Below are 18,800 nucleotides of genomic sequence, written 5' to 3'. Positions count from 1 at the left end.
TAAATTTATTTTATTTTAATTTATTATTTACCATTTTTCCGATATACTCACTCGCAAATTTAAATCTAACAAGGAGAAAAATATGGCACTTTTCAACAAAGACTATGGAAAAGACCTACAAAACATCGATGTGCTAGGCGAAAAATATGAAAACTACGCTGGGTATGATAGTTCAAGAATTTCATCTATCATCAAAGACACTTATGCGCTTTTGACTGCTTCTATGGTAGCAGCAGCAGCTGGTGCTTTTGTAGCGATGAATACAGGCATTTCACTTGCCACTAGTCCGCTTATTTATCTAGTTGTGATTTTTGGCTTGATTTTTGGTATGCAAGCAGCAGTAAGCCGTGGCGCAAACACACTAGCGCTTGTGCTACTTTTTGCATTTACATTTATCACAGGTATGACGGTTGGAGCGATAATCTCGCTTTATGTTAGCATGGGCGCAGGACATGTCGTAACACAAGCTTTTGTTGCCACTGCGGTTGCATTTGGCGCACTAACTATCTATGCGATGAGAACAAAGGCAGATTTTAGCTCTTGGACAAAGCCTTTGTTTTGGACACTTATCGGCGTTGTGGTTGTTAGCTTATTAAATGTGTTTTTGTTTAAAAGCAGCGTTTTAGCTCTTGGCGTTTCAGCTGTTTGTGCTGTGCTATTTTCAGCTTACATACTTTTTGATACACAAAAAATCATCAGAGGCGAATACACATCACCTATCATGGCAGCTGTTGGTATGTATCTAAATATCTACAACCTTTTTATGTCGTTACTACACATTTTGGGTGTTACAAATAGAGATTAAATTTGATAGTGCCGTTTTAAATTCACAAACGGCACTTAAATTTTAACTTAAATTTATCTTACTTTTTGTATAATCATAGGTTCAATTTAAAATTAAAAGGTTTCAATCGTGACAACATTGTTATTAATTCTTCAAGTTATACTTGTTATCGTGATTACGATTTCAGTTTTGTTACAAAAAAGCTCATCTATCGGGCTAGGACAATACAGCGGAAGTAACGAAAGTCTATTTGGCGCAAAAGGACCTGCTGGATTTTTGGCTAAATTTACGGCGGTTATGGGAATTTTATTTGTTATAAATACTTTGGCTTTGGCATATTTTTATCAAAAAGATGCAAAAAGTTCGATTATTGATAGCGTTGATACAAGCAAAATGATAGAACAAAATGCAGTTCCAAGCAACCCAAGTGTGCCAAGCGTTCCACAGACAAACGCACCTAGCGCTCCTATGGCACCACAAGGCGGTATCGTACCAATTGCTCCAATCGCACCTGTTATAGATAGTGTTGTAGCAGAGACAAACGAAACTGCTCAAAATTTAGTAGCCGAATTTAATGCAACGGTAGAAAAAATAGTAGAAGAAGCTAACCAAACAATAGAACAAGCAAAAGATACGGCAAATTCAGTAGCAAAAAAAGTTATGAGCGAAGCTAACGATACAGCAAATCAAATCAATCAAGCCGTAACTACACAAATCGATAAAGCAGAACAAAAAGCAGATGAAATCATATCTGAAATCAATGCCACAATCGCACCTGCTATTTCAATCGAAACAAACTCAACAAATAATTAAATTCTAAATTTAAAAGTGCTTCGGCACTTTTAAATTATTAAATTCTTATTTTTTTAATGATATAATTAAAAAATTTTTACCAAAAAGGATACAAATGTTAGATCAAATTTATGCTAACCAAAAAGCAGGTGGCGAAAAGGCTATGGAAGCCCTTAAAAAGGACTTTACAACACTACGAACAGGCAAAGTAAATATAAATATTTTAGATCATATCACGGTTGATTATTATGGAAGTCAAACCCCGCTAAACCAAGTCGCGACAGTTTTAGCAACGGATGCCGTAACAATCACTATTAGCCCATGGGAAAAACCTATGCTAAAAACGATAGAAAGCGCAATCGCTGCGGCAAATATCGGTGTAAATCCAAACAACGACGGCGAGAGCATAAAACTATTTTTTCCGCCGATGACGGTAGAGCAAAGACAAGAAAATGCTAAAAAAGCCAAAGCAATGGGCGAAAAAGCAAAAATCAGCATTAGAAATATCAGAAAAGACGCAAACGACGAGATTAAAAAACTAGAAAAAGATAAGGCTATCAGCGAAGATGAAGCGAAAAAAGGCTACGACGAAGTGCAAAAAATCACCGATAATTACTCAGCTAAAATCGATGACGCCGTCAAAGCAAAAGAAGCCGAACTTTTAAAGGTTTGATAATGGATATTGAAAAAATTTACCTAGAAAACGGAGCGTATCTGCAAGGGCATTTTTTGCTAAGTAGCGGAAATCACTCTGAGTTTTATCTCCAAAGTGCAAAAGTGCTAGAATACCCTGAACTTGCAGGAAAACTAGCCGACAAACTTGCTAAAATAATAGCAAATTCAGGCATTAAATTTGATAGCGTTTGCTCCCCTGCCTTGGGTGGAATTCTAGCAGGTTACGAACTTGCAAAATCTGCCAAAAAAAGATTTATTTTTACCGAGCGAGTTGATAAAATTATGACTCTCCGTCGCGGTTTTGAAGTCAAAAAAGGCGAAAAATTTATCATTTGCGAAGACATTATCACAACAGGTGGATCAGCACTGGAAAGCGCTAAAATCATCGAAAGCCTAGGCGGCGAAGTGGTGGCTTTTGCGGCTTTGGCAAATCGCGGATTTTGTGCGGTTGCAAATTTAGGAAACTCTCGTAAAGAAAGTTGCAAACTTCCTTTTGATAAACCGCTTTTTACGCTTGGAAATTTCGATTTTGACATTTATGAACCGGGTTCCTGTCCGCTTTGTAAATCAGGCTCAACAGCCGTAAAACCTGGCAGTCGCGGAAACTAAACGAAGAAAGAGCAAATTTGGCAAAGACAAAAGCAGGCATTGCACCGATTTTTTTACGCATAAAAGCGTTCATCGTTGATATGTTTTTCATCGCAATGCCGCTTTTATATATCACAACCTACCTTGTTTTAGGCTCAAAAGAAGCCTTTCAAGAAAACCAATTCGCAATCGCAATCGTGTGGGCGATTTACGGGCTTATAACTTCCATTTTCATAGCAAAATCAGCCCAAACTCCGGGATATAAATTTTCTCAAATTTATCTAATCGACTTAAAAACAGGGCGAAAAATCAGCTTTTTTAAGGCGTTTTTACGCTTTGTTTGTTTTATTTTAGCAGGATTTAGCATTATGGGATTATTTTTATGTTTTTTCCGCAAAGACAAGCTAAATTTACACGATCTACTCACACAAACTGCACCTGTAATCAAAAAATCGTAGTAATTTAATCTTATTTTTAACTTATTTGGATAAAATTACTCTAATTTTTGTAAAGGAGAAAAAATGGCAACTGTAACAGTCGGTGGAAATACCGTAAATTTGAGCGGAACAGAACTAAAAGTTGGCGATAATGCCCCTGTGGTTGAAGTTGTAGGAAAAGATTTGGGCACTATTAAAGTAGGCGGCAAAAGCGATAAAATTCAAATTTTAGCCGTAGTTCCATCTCTTGATACCGGCATTTGCGCAACAGAAACTCGCAAATTTAACCAAAATATGGCAGGAAAAGAAAATGTCGCACTAAGCGTGATTTCTATGGATTTGCCGTTTGCTATGGGTAGATTTTGCTCAACAGAAGGTATCGAAAACATAAGCGTTGCAAGTGATTTTAGAAATAAAGACTTCGGCAAGGCTTACGGCGTTTTGATGGTGGATGGAAAACTAGCAGGGCTTCTTGCAAGAGCGATTTTTGTTATCGATACAGACGGAAAGATTATTCATAAAGAAATCGTTAGCGAAGTAAGTTCAGAGCCAAACTATGACGCTATCAAACAAGCACTTGGCGGAAGTTGCGGTTGTGCATGTAGTTGCAACTCGTAACTATAAATTTACAAAAATATCCTTAAATAAATTGCATTAGGGTGCAAATTTTTGCACTCTAAATTTTTTAATTTAAATTATTTTCACAAATTATTTTTTCTATTTTTCAATGACAAATTTTCGAATAAATTTAAATTTTCGAGCGAATTTAATCGCTCGAAAATTTGCATATTATGCAAAGAATATGTAAGTATAAAGTGTTAGTATTATCGCCGCGCAAGGTGCTAGGCGAAGACCTGATCTTCTAAGATCTCTTTGTTTTATCTCGCCCGTTCCAAATACAAGTGCATTTGGCGGAGTTGCAACCGGCATAATAAATGCACAACTTGCTCCAATTCCGATGATGATAACAAGCGTTTCTTTTGGCATTCCAAGAGAATCTGCAATCGCCGCAAAAACAGGCACCAAAAGCGCTGCCGAAGCTGTGTTGCTTGTAAATTCAGTCGTTCCGATGATAAATAGAGCAACGCAGAAGATTACAACGATTTTTGGTAAGCCACCAATAACGCTAGCAACGGCATTTCCTAGCACAAATGAAGCACCTGTTTGACCCAAAATCGCACTTAGAGTTAAACCGCCGCCAAATAGTAGCAATACGCCCCACTCGGTATTGTCTGAAACTTCTTTCCAAGTAGCTAGACCGGCAGTTACAACGCTAATAGCAGCAGCAACGGCAATCCAAGCATCGCTTAGTCTAAATGGTACACCCATATCTGTTAAAACGCCGTTTAGAGGTTTTGAGAAAATCCACAAAAACGCAGTTATACAAAATACAATTGTAGTAAAAATCCTATCTCTATTCCATGGAATTTGCTCGATTTCCATTTCGATTTTGTGATTTAGGTTTGGTTTAAATGCAAAATACATAACAGCAAGCATTGTTGGGAATAAAATCAACATTATCGGCAAACCAACTTTAAACCAGTCAAAAAAGCTAAAATCAAGCTCTTTTGCGGCAATCATATTTGGTGGCGATCCAACCAAAGTTCCAAGACCACCGATACTTGCAGAATAGGCAATTCCGATTAGCAAAAATAGTTTTGTTCCCCTGTCTTTTTCGTCCATATTTGAACAAATTCCCAAAGCCAAAGGAAGCATAATCGCAGCAGTTGCGGTATTTGAAACCCACATTGACAAAAACGCAGTTGCGATACAGATTAAGATCGCAGAAACGCCAAGTCTGCCGCCTGCTTTTGAGATTAGCCACATTGCAAGCTTGCGATCTAACTTTTGCACATGAAGAGCTGCCGCTAACGCAAAACCGCCGAAAAATACATAAATCGTAGGATCTGCAAATGTCGCCATAGCCGATTTTATTGTCATTGGCGTAAATTTGCCGTCAGTTACCTTACCAACTCCGATTAAAACGCCAAGAATTGGCACCATCAACGCAGTAATCGTAATATGCACAGCCTCAGTTAGCCACATAATGGCAATAAATAGCAACAACGCTAAACCCTTGCTTGGATTTGGTTCAAACGGCAAAATCGCATACAAACCAAACGACAAAATCGCCGCAATCGCCATTATAACGATACTGCGAACCGGAAATGGTCGAGAATAATGCGTCTCATGAACCATTTCTTCTACCCCGTGCGGAGAATTATCGATCTCCATAGCAGAGACAGTAGAATTTTCATTTTTGTTTTCTTCCATTTTTTTCCTTTCGTAAAATTTTAAATCAAATTCTATAAAACAAATACTAATTTGCTAATAAATTTAAATCAATTTAAGCAAAATTTAATTTTAAATATTACAAATTGTAACACTTTGGAAAATTTTTAAGTCAATTATAAATTTTTTCTTAAAAAATAATTGTTATTTTTTTGGATAATTTAGATTTAAATAAAAAGAATTTGAGTAAATTTGTAGCAAATTTGCAAATTCGGCTTTAAAATTTATGCCAAATTTGCAAATTTTATCTTTAAAAAACTTCTACTTCGGATTGTTCTAAATTGGATTTTATAGTTTCGCTTTCATAAATTTTTTGGCAAATTTGCGCTTCTTCGTCGTCGCCTTTTTCAAATTTTATATACGCTTCTTTTTCATCTGTTTTTTCAAAAATCGAAACTTTTATGCACTTTTTATTTTTGGTCAATAAATGCACCGAATTCGCTGAAATCGCTTCAAATTTAACATTTGTCATCTTATCAAAACTTTCGGCGAATCTGCCTTGTGAGAGATGATACGCGAACAAATCATTTCTCATCGCCATAAAATCGCCCACGCTAAGAGCTACGATTTTATCGTCATTGTATTCATTTAACGGCGAAGGAATTCGCTTATCGCCAACGATAAAATCTTTTGTTTTAGGATCAAAACTAAAATCAATGCTAAATCCATTGCCTTGCAGTTTTGCAAATTCTTTAAGCTGTGCTTCGATTAAAATTCCAAAAAGTGCCAAATGCGGATAAGCACTTAAAAATTCACTCGCACTTGCGCTAGAAACGAACGAGCCTTTAAAATTTATGTTATCAAAAATTTTCTCTCCGCCTACAAAATTACTCATATCAAAATCCGATTTTAGCGATAATTTATCGCTTTTTGTATTTTCTAGGCTAAGGTTATTTAGCGAAATTTTCATACCTTTTTTAAAAATCTCAGCCATGATTTTTTCGGTTTCTTCCTTGCCTAATTCTTTAAAATTCACGCCGTTTTTGGCAATATACTCAATAAAATTTTTATCGATTTGAAAATTTATATCTGAATTTATATTTTTTATCTCGGTGCCGTAAAGCTCAAATGAGCCGATTTTACTCTTGTCATATAAAATGCCAAATTCGCTACCAATCTCGCTTTTACCGATACTTGAAATATCTTTTAACATAAAAAGATTGCTGTTATCTGCGATTATGCCAAAGTTTTTTGCGCTAATATCATATTCGTAATTTCCCATAGGAATTAAATCATTGCTTAAATTTGCCAAACTCTCAGGATTTGCAAATTTTATTGCGTAATCTACCCCGCCAAATGCCATTTTGCTCTCTTTTATACCTAATTCTTTGCCTAAATCACTAAGCTTAAATTCACCATCTTCTAGCATAAATTTGACATCTTTTAGTTCATTCTCAGTGTTTAAATTTGATAAAAGCGAAATGCCGCTAAATGCGAATTTATCGCTTTTTAAATCGGCTAAATTTGCTAAAATTTCACTTCCACTTACGCCTACTTTTGAATTTATTTCTAACGGCGTGGCTGTATTAAAAAGCTCGTTTGAAATTTTTGCATAACTTGGCGTTAAAATCGTAACTTTTCCTTTACTTTCAAATCCGTTTGCAACGCCCAAAATGGAGTGATTTACTTCATAATCATATCTAAATTCAAAGTCGTCTTTAAAATAGCTTTTAAGCTCATCTTTGACTTCATTGATTATCTCTTTTTCTTCGCCCATTAAAAATTTTTCCACATTTTCATCAATTGCAGCATAAATTTTCTCTTTTTTTACCAAGCCCTCAACTACGCCCTTTAATGCACCAAAACCGCGATTAAATTCGCTTTTTTTAACTTCAAATTCGCTATTTTGAGTGATAAAATTTTCGACCTCATTTTGCACGCCACCGCCCAAAAAATATGTCGCACCAAGCCCTAATAAAACCAAAACAACCACAACGGCAAGAATTTTTTTCATCATTTTCCTTTTTTTAAATTTGAAGCCATAATTTTACTAAAATTTTATAAATTTCCAATATAAACCTTTTATAACCTTAAAAAAGGTATAATCACGCCATTAAATAATTTAAAAAGAATAGGAAAACTATGGCGAAAGATCAAACGAAACAAACGAAGTATATTTTCGTTACAGGTGGGGTTTTAAGTTCGCTCGGAAAGGGAATCGCAGCAGCTTCGATTGCTACGCTTCTTAAAAATTCGGGTCAAAAAGTTAGTATGCTAAAAGCAGATCCTTACATAAATGTCGATCCGGGCACCATGAGTCCGTTAGAGCACGGCGAAGTTTTTGTAACCGATGACGGGGCAGAAACTGATTTGGACTTGGGGCATTATGAAAGATTTTTAGATGAAAATTTATCGCAAGATAACAATTTCACAACAGGAAAGGTTTATAGCACGGTTATCGAAAAAGAACGCAAGGGCGATTATTTGGGAAAAACTATTCAAGTTATTCCTCATATCGTCGGCGAAATCGTTCGAAGAATCAAAAAAGCAGGAAACGGGCATGACATTTTGATTGTCGAAATCGGCGGAACGGTCGGCGACATCGAAGGACTGCCGTTTTTAGAAGCTATTCGAGCTATGAGAGTGGAGCTTGGCAGAACAAATACGATGAATATCCATTTAACGCTTGTTCCTTACATCAAAGTCGCAGGTGAGCTAAAAACAAAACCAACCCAACACAGCGTTGGCGAACTTAGACGCATAGGTATAAGCCCTGATATGATTATTTGTCGTTCTGAAATGCCGCTTAATAGGGGCTTGAAAGATAAAATCGCAGCGAGTTGTGGCGTGGATAAAAACTGCGTTATCGAAAGTCCCGATAGCGCAAGTATTTATCAAATTCCCTTGGCATTTTTAAAGCAAGATATTCTTACGCCGATTGCCCAAACTCTAAATTTAGGCGAGTTAAAACCAGATATGAGCAAATGGGATAGCCTTGTTAAAAGAGTTATCGCCCCTACCGGCGAGACCACGATCGCATTTGTAGGCAAATATGTCGATCTCAAAGAAAGCTACAAAAGTCTAACCGAAGGCATTATCCACGCAGGTGCAAATTTGGACATAAAAGTAAATCTCAAATGGTGCGATAGCGAAAAAATCGAAGAAAGCAACGCAGATGAGATTTTAAAAGATGTAAATGGAATTTTGGTCGCAGGCGGTTTTGGCAGTCGCGGTGTAGAAGGTAAAATCACGGCGATAAACTATGCAAGAATTAATAAAATTCCGTTTTTAGGAATCTGCCTTGGTATGCAACTTGCGATGGTTGAATTTGCAAGAAATGAGCTTGGCTTAAAAGATGCAAATTCTGTCGAATTTGATGAAAATACCAAAAATCCGATTATTTATCTAATCGATAGTTTTATCGATAGTAGCGGCAAAAAGCAAATTCGCACTCATCAAAGCCCGTTAGGTGGCACTATGCGACTTGGCGGATATAATTGCAATATAAAAGCCGGTTCGCTTTTAAGTAGCGTTTATGGCGGAGCGAAAAAAATCAAAGAACGCCACCGCCACAGATACGAAGCAAATCCTAAATTTAGAGCCGAATTTGAAAACAAAGGTATGATTGTAAGTGGCGAAAGCGACGGACTAATTGAAGCAGTTGAGTTAAAAAATCATCCGTTTTTTCTCGGTGTGCAGTTTCACCCTGAATTTACGAGCCGTTTAGTATGCCCAAATCCTGCGATTTTGGGCTTTATCAAAGCCTCACACGACAATGTTAGGTAAAAAAGAGATAAGGGAAATTTTAGAAAGTAGATTTAGTAAAGATATTCATACGAAGCTTTCAGAAATTCCCTTACCAAAGGATCTAAAAGACACCTACAAGGCAGCAGCTCGTATAAAAACTGCCATTGAAAATAACGAGCAAATCGCCATTGTGGGTGATTACGATGTTGATGGGATTGTCAGTAGCGTTGTTATCAGCGATTTTTTTGATGAACTTGGCGTGGATTATGTCGTTAAGATTCCAAATCGCTTCACGGACGGATATGGCTTAAACCCTGAAATTCTAAACGAACTAGACGGCGTTAGCCTGATAATCACGGTTGATAACGGAATTTCGGCTAACGAAGCAGCCGAAATTTGCAAAGCAAAAGGCATTGATCTTATCATTACAGATCATCACATGCCGCCACCTGTGCTACCAAATGCCTATGCGATTATAAATCCAAAGCAAGAAGACTGCACATTTCCAAATGTCGAAATTTGCGGTGCAGAAGTGGCATGGTATCTAATCGGAGCGTTAAAAGAAACGCTAAAAATAAACTACGATATGAGCGATGTTTTAGACATTTTAATCATCGCCATAATCGCCGATATGATGGAGCTAAGGGATCTAAATAGGGTGCTAGTTAAATTTGGCATTAAAAAGCTAAATTCGTCCAAACGAGCATGTTTTAAAGCCATAAAAGAGCACTATTTCAAAAAAAGCTTTGAATTTGATGATATTAGCTATCTAATCGCACCTTTAATCAACTCAACAGGCAGAATGGACGATGCAACCATTTCGTATAAATTCCTTTGCTCAAAAAATATTAGAGAAGCAAATCATTACCTTGAAATGATAAACGAAATCAATAATTCGCGCAAAGAAGAAGAGAAAAATTTATATGAAAATTCCCTCATCGAAATCAACGAAAATGATAATATCATCGTAACTTGGGGGCAAAACTGGCACGAAGGCGTCATCGGCATAGTCGCTAGCAGGCTAAGTAAAACATACAAAAAACCTGCAATCGTTTTTAGCATAGATGAAAACAGAGCCAAAGGAAGCGCTAGAAGTGTGGGAAAATTTGATATTTTAGATTTGATTGCTTCGCAAGAAGATATTTTGATAGGTTTTGGCGGACATAAGGGTGCTGCCGGGCTTGTTATCGAACCTGCGAATTTAGAAGAGTTCAAAAAACGGGTAAATTCGAGTTGTTTTTTACAAAATTTAGACGATTTTTCATCACAAGATGATTTATTAGGCGAACTTGACATAGGCGAATTAGACAACGAATTGCTCGATATTTTGGAGTTTTTTGAACCTTACGGACAAAAAAACCCAAGACCCATTTTTTCGGTAGAAAATGCCGTTGTCAAAAGTGTAAGGCCCATCGGACGAGACGGAAAACATATAAAAATTTTACTTGAAAAAAACGAAAATCAGGCAGAAGCACTATTTTTTCATTATGATTATATGCCACAAATCGGCGAAAGCATACGAGCGGTCGTATCAGTAACGAAAAATAACTTTAAAGGCATCATCACCCCAGAGCTTATCATAAAAGAGATAATTCCATAGCAAATTTGCTATGGAATTTAGCCTACAAGCCTAAACTAGCGTGGGCTTTCGGTGAAATTCCATACATTCTAGCGTATTCTCTATTGAACTGCGACGGACTTTCATAGCCCACCGCAAAGGCAATGTCAGAAACCTTTGCTTTTTGTGAATTTAGCATATTTCGCGCCTCTTCAAGACGAATTCTTTTTTGAAATTGAATCGGCGAAAGCGAAGTTACGATTTTAAAATTTTGATACAAAGACGATTCGCTCATATCGACCAAATTTGCTAGTTCTTTTATGTTTAACTTTTCGCTAAAATTCGTGCGAATTTCGGCAACAGCCATAGAAATTTTATTTGGAATACTTCCGCTAACGGCAAATTTAGCCAAAAAATCACCGCTATTTTCGCTCAAAACTAAATGATAAAGTATCTCTTTGAGTATCAAATTTGACATATTTTTGACATATTTTTTATCTTTTCCACACAAGCTAACAAGACGATAAACAAGCTCTAAAAGCTCCGAATTTATAGTGCCTAAAAGTATTCCTTTTTCGCTTTTTGCATTTGGGTTAGCTCTAAATTCTCCGACACTTTTGATGACATCATAAACATCGGCAAGGCTAAATTTGATAACCAAAGATACAAAAGGCTCGTCTTTTGAAGCTTCCTGAATTTTAACATTTATCGGCAAATGAGCGCACGAAAGCAGATACCTTTGGCGACCATAACTTGCAAGCTCGTCGCCAAAGCTGACCTCTTTTGAGCCTTGTAGGATTATGCATAAAGACGGCTCATATATAGAACAAGAAAAATTTGTAGTTTCAAGCGTCTTATAAAAACTCAAAGACGGAATTTCTGTCTCTAAAATACCGCTAAAATCAAACTTTGAAGTGATAAAATTATAAATTTCTTTTCTATAAAATTCTACGCTATTTTCCATTTTCGGCTCCTTAAAATTTTTAAAATTATATAATTTTAAATTTAATTATCGGTAAATAATGTAGGATTAGGCAAGAAAGTTGGATTAAAAATTTAAATTTTGACAAATATGGTAAATTTTATTTTCTTTACAAATTCACCTTTTTGTTAGTTCCCAACTCTCTTCGATCAAATCTACTACTTGCGATTTTGGCACAGCGTCTAAAATCACGCTTATCCAGTGCTTTTTATTCATGTGATATGCAGGAAAAATTCCTTTGCCGTCATGCAAAATAACGGCAAGTTCAGGGTCGCATTTAAGATTTATTACATTTATGATTTTATTGCCTATTTCTCTAAAAGTGTTTTGCGGAATTCGCATAAAAAGACAAAACCACTTCCCCGCTTTTTTGCCACTACTTTTATGGCGAAATACCGCTGTTTCACTATCGTCTTTAAATGGAAAATCAGCTTTTACGCCGTAAGTATTAAACATAAATTTGCTTAATTCTACAAAATTTTTAAATGTGGTCATATTATACCTTTAAATTTATTGCTCAAATTTTATTAAATTTGCATAATTTTTACAAAAATTCAATACGGAATAGGCATAGTAAGGCGTAAATTTAGACGGTTTCAAGCGAAGTTGCCTAAGTTTGGTAATGAGCGATAAAATCGTCTAAATTTACGCCTTAATCTGCAAGGTCGGGAAATTACAACCTATGCGAAATGAAAAACTCGATTAGCTCCACAGCATTATCCACGCCGCAAACGCCGGTATTTATGCACAAATCATAAAACGCCGAACCACCCCACTCTTCGCCCGTGTAATAGCGATGAAATCTCGCCCTGCCGTTGTCGCTTTCGCTCATATACTCGACGACTTTACCTGACGAAATACCGGAAGCGATGAGCCGTTTTTGCTTAAATTCGCTAGGTGCGTGCAAAAATACGCTAAAAAAGTCCTTTTTGCCACGCAAAAAGCAGTTCGCACAACGCCCCATAATGATATAATCGCCATTTTCAAGCAGTTTTTGATAAATTTCTTTTATAAATTTTGTGCTTTGCTCGTCTGCCATTTCGTTACCTGAAATGGCTTGAAGTAGCGAATTTACGGGCGTTTCATTGTAAAAACGATACGCTTGTTCAAAATACCCAAACTCGTCTGCTTTTTTTAGCAATCTATCTTGATCTAAATACTCAAAACCAAGCTTTTTGGCTAGTTTTACGACTAGTTCCCTGCCCCCTGCGCCTGTTTGTCTTCCAACCGAGATTATCATTGTTTTATCCTTTTTTCTGTATCAATATCAAAACCTATTTTCCAAAACGCCATATCAACAAGTTTCATCTGTGGATATAATAAATTTTCATCAACCTTTAATTTCTTTCTAATTTCTTCAATATCATTTTCATATGTTTCATAAAAATCTACCAATTTTAATAGCGAGCTTCTATTATAATTTCCCGTGCTTACAGCTTTTTCTTTCACACCAATTATAAAATATCTATCATAAGCAGGAACGCAACCTAATGTTCCCATAAGAATTTTCGTGACTAGGGTGTCGGAAATTTCACTCTTTATTTTTTCATTTGATACGCTATCTCTAATTTTATCATAATGATTTTTTATAAATTTATTTAAATCGTCTAACTTTTCTTGAATATTTTCTTTTTTTAGTGTGCAACATTCCATATCAAGCAAACCATTGTATTCTGGTTTTAATAATTCTTTTATCACAGGAACATGAATTTTATAATCTTTTTGTAAAAGAAATGAAGAGCCCCTATACATTCCCCAACTAGCAAGGTAAAAAGCCAAATGCAAACTTAAATAATCATAATTTGGATTATCTATTTGTCTTGCGTCGAAAAAAACTTTATAACAATGCTCCCATGAACGATACCTGCCGTTTTCATCTTTTTTTAAATCGCTATAAAAATCATTTATAGATTTAATTACTAAATCTATTAAAGTCATTGCTTTGTCCTTAAATTTTACAAAATTATACCAAATTTACCTACAAAAACATTGCAAAAATACTTGCTCCGACGACGGTTAAAAGCCCCGTAACGGCTAATGCAAGTGAAGCCATAGCGCCTTCTATGCTTCCCATTTCGATTGCCCTTGCTACGCCCATTGCATGACTTGCTGCACCAAGCGCCAAGCCTTTTGCAACGCTATTTTTCACACGAAAAAGCTTTAAGAAAAACGCACCGCACATATTCCCAAAAATGCCCGTTATGATGATAGAAGCCACCGTTATGGTTACTACTCCGCCTAGCTTTTCGCTAACGCCCATACCGATTGGCGCGGTTACGGATTTTGGTAGTAGGGTTACGAAAAATTCGTGATTTAATCCAAAAATCAAAGCCAAAATATAAATGCTAACTAAACCGCCGATAACGCCACCGATAAGTCCAGCAAAAATCGCTTTTAGGTTGTTTTTTAGCAAATTTAACTGCTCGTAAAGTGGCACAGCAAGGCAAATCGTAAGCGGTGTAAGAAAAAAACTGATATATTTTGCGCCGTTGTTGAAGTTTTCATAAGGTATATCAAAAACGAGCAAAACACCGATAACTAGCAAATTTGAGATCAAAAGCGGATTTAAAATCGCAAATTTGAAGCGTTTTTTTAAAACTAAGCTGATTTGAAATGCTGCCAAGCACAAAAACACGCCAAAAAAGACCGAATTTAACAAAACTTCTCTCATAATTCGTCCTTTTTAAGTGCAGAATTTAGCGAATTTTCGCCATTTTTTGACGGCTCGTTTTGCGAATTTTCAAATTTTTTATAAAGTCTTTCTTTTTCCTTTTTTAGCGTTTGATTATAAAAATATTGCGCGATGACGCCGCAACTTGCGATAACGGCGATGGTCGAAACCAGCGTAATAACAACAAACGGAAACAAATTTTTAACCAACAAATCTCCCGCAACTAAAATTCCTACTCCCGCAGGGATAAAAATCACAGGCATAATCTCTATAAAAAATGTCGCCGTTTCACGCACCCACGCGACCTTAATGACTTTAAAATAAAACGCCAAAAACATAATCACAAGTCCGTAAATGCTAGCCGGAATCGGCGCAGGAATCAGCCACGCTAGGACTTCTGCGAGAAATGTAACGGCGATGATAATGGTAAATTGTCTTAAATATTTCATTTTCACTCTTTTAAAAAAATCCTGCAAATTTAGCACTAATGCGGTAAATAGTTTCTAAATTTGCTAAATTTTTTAAACTAACACTAACTAACAAAATCTTGTTAGTGCTAAATTTTCAAATTTTTATAACTGCTTTTTAGCGTTAGTAAAAATTTATCAATTTCTTTGTTTAATGCCTTAAAATCGGAGCTATTGTCTATTACAAAATTTGCTAACTCTCGTTTTTTTTTGGTATCGATTTGCAAATTTATCCTAACTAACGCTTCGTTTTCTGTTAGTGAATTTCGTTTTGAAATTCTGCTAATTAACACTTCTTTTGGCGCATAAACGACCACGACCTTGTCAAATTCGCTGTAATTTGCTTTTTCAAAAAACAACGGAATATCAACAAAATAAGGAATTTGCGTTTTTTCAAGCTCATTGCAAGTTTGCAAAATTTCAGCTTTAATGCGCGGGTGGAGCAAATTTTCTAAAATTTGCATTTTTTCCTTGTCGTTAAAAACCAAATTTCCTAACTTTTTTCGCAAAACTTTTCCGTTTTCGACAAATTCTAAGCCAAATTCCAAAGCTATTTCGCCATGCAAATCATCTAAAACTCGGTGCGAAATTTCATCAGCATCAATCACCTTAAATCCGTATAATTTTAAAATATTACAAACCGTGCTTTTGCCCGAACCAATGGAGCCTGTGATAACAAAAGCGTGTTTAAATTTATCCATTTCAAAGCCTTTTTTTATTCAATTTTAGCTAAAATTTGCAAATTTTCAAATTATAAGGATAAAAATTGATTAGTTATAAAGAAGCTGGTGTCGATATTGACGCAGGAAATAGCTTTGTTGAAGCGATAAAACCTTTTGTGAAATCTACTTTTAATAAAAATGTCATCGGCGGGATCGGCTCTTTTTCGGGGGCTTACGAGCTTCCTAGCGGCTACAAGCGACCTGCGATTTTGGGTGCCACTGACGGGGTTGGCACAAAGCTTCGCCTTGCAATCGACACAAACAAACTTGACGGCGTGGGCATTGATTTGGTCGCAATGTGCGTAAATGATCTCATCTGTAACTTTGCTAAGCCGCTTTTTTTCTTGGATTATTACGCCACAGCCAAACTTGACATAGAAAGCGCGAAACGCGTTGTAAAGGGCATTAGCGAAGGTTGCAAATTAGCTGATTGCGCATTAATCGGTGGCGAAACAGCCGAGATGCCTTCGATGTATGAAGGAAAAGATTTTGATTTAGCAGGATTTGCCGTTGGTATTGCTGAAATGGACGAGATAGACCGCACAAAATTTGTAGCTAACGGCGATATTTTGGTTGCCCTGCCTTCTAGCGGTTTGCACTCAAACGGCTTTTCACTTGCACGAAAAGTGGTTGAAAAAATGGGCTTAAAATTTGATGAGAAAATCGGCGAAAGAAGCCTAATCGATACGCTTTTAGAGCCAACTAGAATTTATGTGAGAGATTTTTTAAATTTGAAAGAAAAAATTCACGCCCTTGCGCATATTACAGGTGGCGGTTTGGTTGAAAATTTACCGCGTGTTTTTCCAAACGGACTTGGCGCAAAAATCGAAAAAAATGCGATTAAAACGCCTGAAATTTTTAAAATCATCTCTCAAATGGTTGAACCTAGCGAAATGCAAAGAACCTTTAACAACGGCGTGGGACTAGTTTTAGCCCTGCCAAAAGAAAATGTGGATTTTGTTTTAAATAATTCTGACGGATACATTATCGGCGAAGTCGTGCAAGGCAACGGCGTAGAAATGGTGTAAAATTAAATTTATAATACCACGAAAATTCATGCAAAAAGTCCGAGCAAATTCGGACTTTCTTTTTTTTGTAATCAAAATTTATTTTATATTCAAAAGTTTTGGATTTTTAAATGGTGGCCCCGATTGGACTTGAACCAACGACTTCCACCATGTCAAGGTGACACTCTACCAACTGAGTTACGGGACCAAAAAAAGAAGTTCGCATTATAGCAAAAAATTTTTATAATGCCAAATTTTAAAAGCAAATTCAAATAAAATTTCATCAAATTTGACAAAATTTTGCCAAATTTACAACCAAATTTTTTTAAATTCGCAAAGCATAAATTTAAAAAAATTCGCCAAATTTACTGAAAATTTGGCGAATTTAAACTTACTGCGCCGAGTTTTTATTTCCTACGAATTTCGCTACGAAGTATCCCACGATACCTGAGATAATAGAACCAAGCAAAATCGCTAACTTGTCTGTGTGGTGGAATGCATCGCTTCCGCCGTAAGCCAACGCATCGACAAAAAGCGCCATCGTAAAGCCGATACCGCAAATTATCGCCACCGCATAAAGTTGCGCCCAGTTTGCGTGTTCTGGCATATATGCGATTTTTAGTTTTATCAAAGCCCAGCTAAATAGGAAAATTCCAAATTGTTTTCCAAGGAAAAGTCCTAGCATAATGCCAAGCGGAACGGCACCAAAAAGGTGAGAAATACTCATTCCGGCTAAATCAACCCCTGCGTTTGCAAAGGCAAATATCGGCAAAATGAAAAAATTCACAGGATACGCTAAGCCGTGTTCCATCTCTTTTAGCATTGAGCCTGTTTTTGTTTTTATCGGTATGCAAAAACCGGCAATTACACCTGCGATTGTAGCGTGAATGCCCGAATTTAATACAAAAATCCAAAGCAAAATAGCCATTAAAATAAAAGGCAATTTTTTATCAACGCCGATTTTATTCATAAAAAACATTCCGACAACACAGGCAAACGCTAGTCCAAGATATACGAAATTTAGTGTTGAAGAGTAAAATAAAGCAATAATCAAAATGGCACACAAATCGTCCATAATCGCCAAAGTTAAAACGAAAATTTTAAGACTTGTTGGAATTCGTTTTCCTAAAAGCGCCATAACGCCAACGGCAAAAGCGATGTCAGTCGCAGTCGGAATCGCCCAGCCACGCATAGCAAAACTATCGCCCCAGTTGATAATAGCAAAAATTATCGCAGGAAACATAACTCCGCCCAAGGCGGCAAAACTTGGCAAGAAAATTTGAGAGAAATGGCGAAGCTGACCTTCGATTTTTTCCCTTTTTAGTTCAAGTCCGATAGCAAAAAAGAAAATCGCCATTAAAACATCATTTACCCAAAAATGCATAGGTTCTTCAAGTTTGTAGCTTCCTATGCCGATTTCCACAGGCAAATGCAAGAAATGGTGATAAATGCCCTGTAAAACGCCTACATTTTGAAAAATAAGCGCAAGCACCGCTGCCGTAAGCAAAATCATTCCGGCACTACTTTCGCTTTCTAAAATCCTTCTAATTAACCGTTTCAAAAAAATCCTTTTTGTAGGTAAATAAATTTCCAAATTTTATAAAATTCTAAATAAAAATTCAAGTAAATTTCTGAATTTTTATTTATACGGCATGATTAACATTGCATAAAGTATCACAAACATAATCAGCGTCGGAATTTCATTTAACGCACGGAAAAATTTGCCGTTTTTATTACACTCGCCTTTTTCAAATTTTTTCAAGTAATAATACAACCAAAAATGATAAGCTATCATCAAAACACCGCAAAGTAGTTTCAAATGAAAATAGCCCATTTTCATAAGCTCTGGTTTTGCAAAAACAATAATAACAATAGCTGAAAAAAGCGTTAATCCAAGTGCTATCCAGCCGATTGCGTGAAACAACATTTTCTCCATTGTTTTAACGACACTGACAAATTCTGGTTTGTCCTTGTTTTCAGCGTGATAAACATAAAGTCGTGGCAGATAAAACAGCATTGCCATCCACGAAATAAACGCCGCAAAGTGAATAAATTTAAACCATAAATAAGCATTATAACTCATAAATTTCTCCAAAAAATAAAAATTAAAACTAGTATTTTACTTTTTTATCCATTAA

Annotated in this window: 19 protein-coding genes, 1 tRNA gene and 1 pseudogene; 9 read left to right on the top strand and 12 right to left on the bottom strand. The window is 36.2% G+C overall.

The genetic code is table 11. From position 1 onward, the window contains the following. The first annotated feature begins 82 nt into the window (after positions 1–82). The 6 genes and pseudogenes from PF026_RS07730 to tpx all read left to right on the top strand — a co-directional run bounded on the left by PF026_RS07730 (position 83) and on the right by tpx (position 3,894). Positions 83–805, top strand: a complete 723-nt coding sequence (locus PF026_RS07730; protein WP_270864170.1) for a Bax inhibitor-1/YccA family protein — start codon at positions 83–85, stop codon at positions 803–805. Between the two features lie 108 nt (positions 806–913). After that, positions 914–1,252: pseudogene (gene secG / locus PF026_RS07725) on the top strand (preprotein translocase subunit SecG); the annotation flags it as partial. A gap of 439 nt (positions 1,253–1,691) precedes the next feature. Beyond that, positions 1,692–2,249, top strand: coding sequence for a ribosome recycling factor (gene frr, locus PF026_RS07720; protein WP_270860996.1), 558 nt, complete (start codon positions 1,692–1,694; stop codon positions 2,247–2,249). A gap of 2 nt (positions 2,250–2,251) precedes the next feature. Next, positions 2,252–2,860 carry an orotate phosphoribosyltransferase gene (gene pyrE, locus PF026_RS07715; RefSeq protein ID WP_270864169.1) on the top strand — a complete coding sequence of 203 codons (609 nt, stop codon included), beginning with the start codon at positions 2,252–2,254 and terminating at the stop codon, positions 2,858–2,860. 17 nt (positions 2,861–2,877) lie between these two features. Beyond that, entirely contained in the window at positions 2,878–3,297 is a 420-nt protein-coding gene (locus PF026_RS07710) for an RDD family protein (protein ID WP_270864168.1), read from the top strand. A gap of 63 nt (positions 3,298–3,360) precedes the next feature. Next, positions 3,361–3,894, top strand: a complete 534-nt coding sequence (gene tpx, locus PF026_RS07705) for a thiol peroxidase (protein ID WP_270864167.1) — start codon at positions 3,361–3,363, stop codon at positions 3,892–3,894. Positions 3,895–4,065: 171 nt separating this feature from the next. Here the strand turns inward: tpx and PF026_RS07700 are convergent, their stop codons facing one another. Together PF026_RS07700 and PF026_RS07695 are read right to left on the bottom strand one after the other, a co-directional pair. After that, positions 4,066–5,421, bottom strand: a complete 1,356-nt coding sequence (locus PF026_RS07700) for an SLC13 family permease (protein ID WP_373566998.1) — start codon at positions 5,419–5,421, stop codon at positions 4,066–4,068. Positions 5,422–5,818: 397 nt separating this feature from the next. Next, a complete protein-coding gene (locus PF026_RS07695; RefSeq protein ID WP_270864166.1) occupies positions 5,819–7,522 on the bottom strand; it encodes a DUF945 family protein in 1,704 nt (567 codons plus the stop codon). Between the two features lie 128 nt (positions 7,523–7,650). Between PF026_RS07695 and PF026_RS07690 the strand changes: the two genes are divergently transcribed. Further along, positions 7,651–9,294 carry a CTP synthase gene (locus PF026_RS07690; protein WP_270864165.1) on the top strand — a complete coding sequence of 548 codons (1,644 nt, stop codon included), beginning with the start codon at positions 7,651–7,653 and terminating at the stop codon, positions 9,292–9,294. Beyond that, positions 9,284–10,855 carry a single-stranded-DNA-specific exonuclease RecJ gene (gene recJ / locus PF026_RS07685; RefSeq protein WP_270864164.1) on the top strand — a complete coding sequence of 524 codons (1,572 nt, stop codon included), beginning with the start codon at positions 9,284–9,286 and terminating at the stop codon, positions 10,853–10,855. The genes PF026_RS07690 and recJ overlap by 11 nt, the downstream gene beginning before the upstream one ends. Positions 10,856–10,877: 22 nt before the next feature. On the opposite strand, the gene PF026_RS07680 is transcribed toward recJ, so the two are convergent. From PF026_RS07680 to coaE, 7 genes are all read right to left on the bottom strand, one after another. Next, complete coding sequence (locus tag PF026_RS07680) at positions 10,878–11,777, bottom strand: AraC family transcriptional regulator (RefSeq protein WP_270870458.1); 900 nt, start codon at positions 11,775–11,777, stop codon at positions 10,878–10,880. Positions 11,778–11,912: 135 nt separating this feature from the next. Next, positions 11,913–12,290, bottom strand: a complete 378-nt coding sequence (locus PF026_RS07675; protein ID WP_270870459.1) for an MmcQ/YjbR family DNA-binding protein — start codon at positions 12,288–12,290, stop codon at positions 11,913–11,915. 178 nt (positions 12,291–12,468) lie between these two features. After that, entirely contained in the window at positions 12,469–13,035 is a 567-nt protein-coding gene (locus PF026_RS07670) for a cytidylate kinase-like family protein (protein ID WP_270870460.1), read from the bottom strand. After that, positions 13,032–13,733, bottom strand: coding sequence for a hypothetical protein (locus tag PF026_RS07665; protein WP_270870461.1), 702 nt, complete (start codon positions 13,731–13,733; stop codon positions 13,032–13,034). Before PF026_RS07665 ends, PF026_RS07670 begins: the two co-directional genes overlap by 4 nt. A 40-nt stretch (positions 13,734–13,773) precedes the next feature. Then, positions 13,774–14,466: an LrgB family protein gene (locus PF026_RS07660; RefSeq protein ID WP_270870462.1), complete on the bottom strand. Its 693-nt coding sequence runs from the start codon at positions 14,464–14,466 to the stop codon at positions 13,774–13,776. Beyond that, complete coding sequence (locus tag PF026_RS07655) at positions 14,463–14,915, bottom strand: CidA/LrgA family protein (RefSeq protein ID WP_270870463.1); 453 nt, start codon at positions 14,913–14,915, stop codon at positions 14,463–14,465. The genes PF026_RS07660 and PF026_RS07655 overlap by 4 nt, the downstream gene beginning before the upstream one ends. A 107-nt stretch (positions 14,916–15,022) precedes the next feature. Continuing rightward, entirely contained in the window at positions 15,023–15,634 is a 612-nt protein-coding gene (gene coaE, locus PF026_RS07650) for a dephospho-CoA kinase (protein ID WP_270864155.1), read from the bottom strand. A 65-nt stretch (positions 15,635–15,699) separates the two neighbouring features. Between coaE and purM the strand changes: the two genes are divergently transcribed. Next, on the top strand, positions 15,700–16,683 hold the full coding sequence (purM, locus tag PF026_RS07645; RefSeq protein ID WP_270864154.1) for a phosphoribosylformylglycinamidine cyclo-ligase: 984 nt from the start codon (positions 15,700–15,702) through the stop codon (positions 16,681–16,683). Between the two features lie 111 nt (positions 16,684–16,794). Here purM and PF026_RS07640 read toward each other — a convergent pair. The 3 genes from PF026_RS07640 to hemJ form a co-directional block, all read right to left on the bottom strand. Further along, positions 16,795–16,870, bottom strand: a tRNA-Val gene (locus PF026_RS07640). A gap of 183 nt (positions 16,871–17,053) precedes the next feature. Beyond that, on the bottom strand, positions 17,054–18,223 hold the full coding sequence (gene nhaA, locus PF026_RS07635; protein ID WP_270864153.1) for a Na+/H+ antiporter NhaA: 1,170 nt from the start codon (positions 18,221–18,223) through the stop codon (positions 17,054–17,056). A gap of 78 nt (positions 18,224–18,301) precedes the next feature. Next, positions 18,302–18,745, bottom strand: coding sequence for a protoporphyrinogen oxidase HemJ (gene hemJ / locus PF026_RS07630; RefSeq protein ID WP_270864152.1), 444 nt, complete (start codon positions 18,743–18,745; stop codon positions 18,302–18,304). Positions 18,746–18,800 lie beyond the last annotated feature (55 nt).

Origin of the sequence: Campylobacter sp. CS_NA3 (assembly GCF_027797495.1) — a bacterium.
Classification (GTDB): Bacteria; Campylobacterota; Campylobacteria; order Campylobacterales; family Campylobacteraceae; genus Campylobacter_B.
Note: the sequence above shows the minus strand (reverse complement) of the source record. Positions and strands in the feature narration are given on the sequence as shown.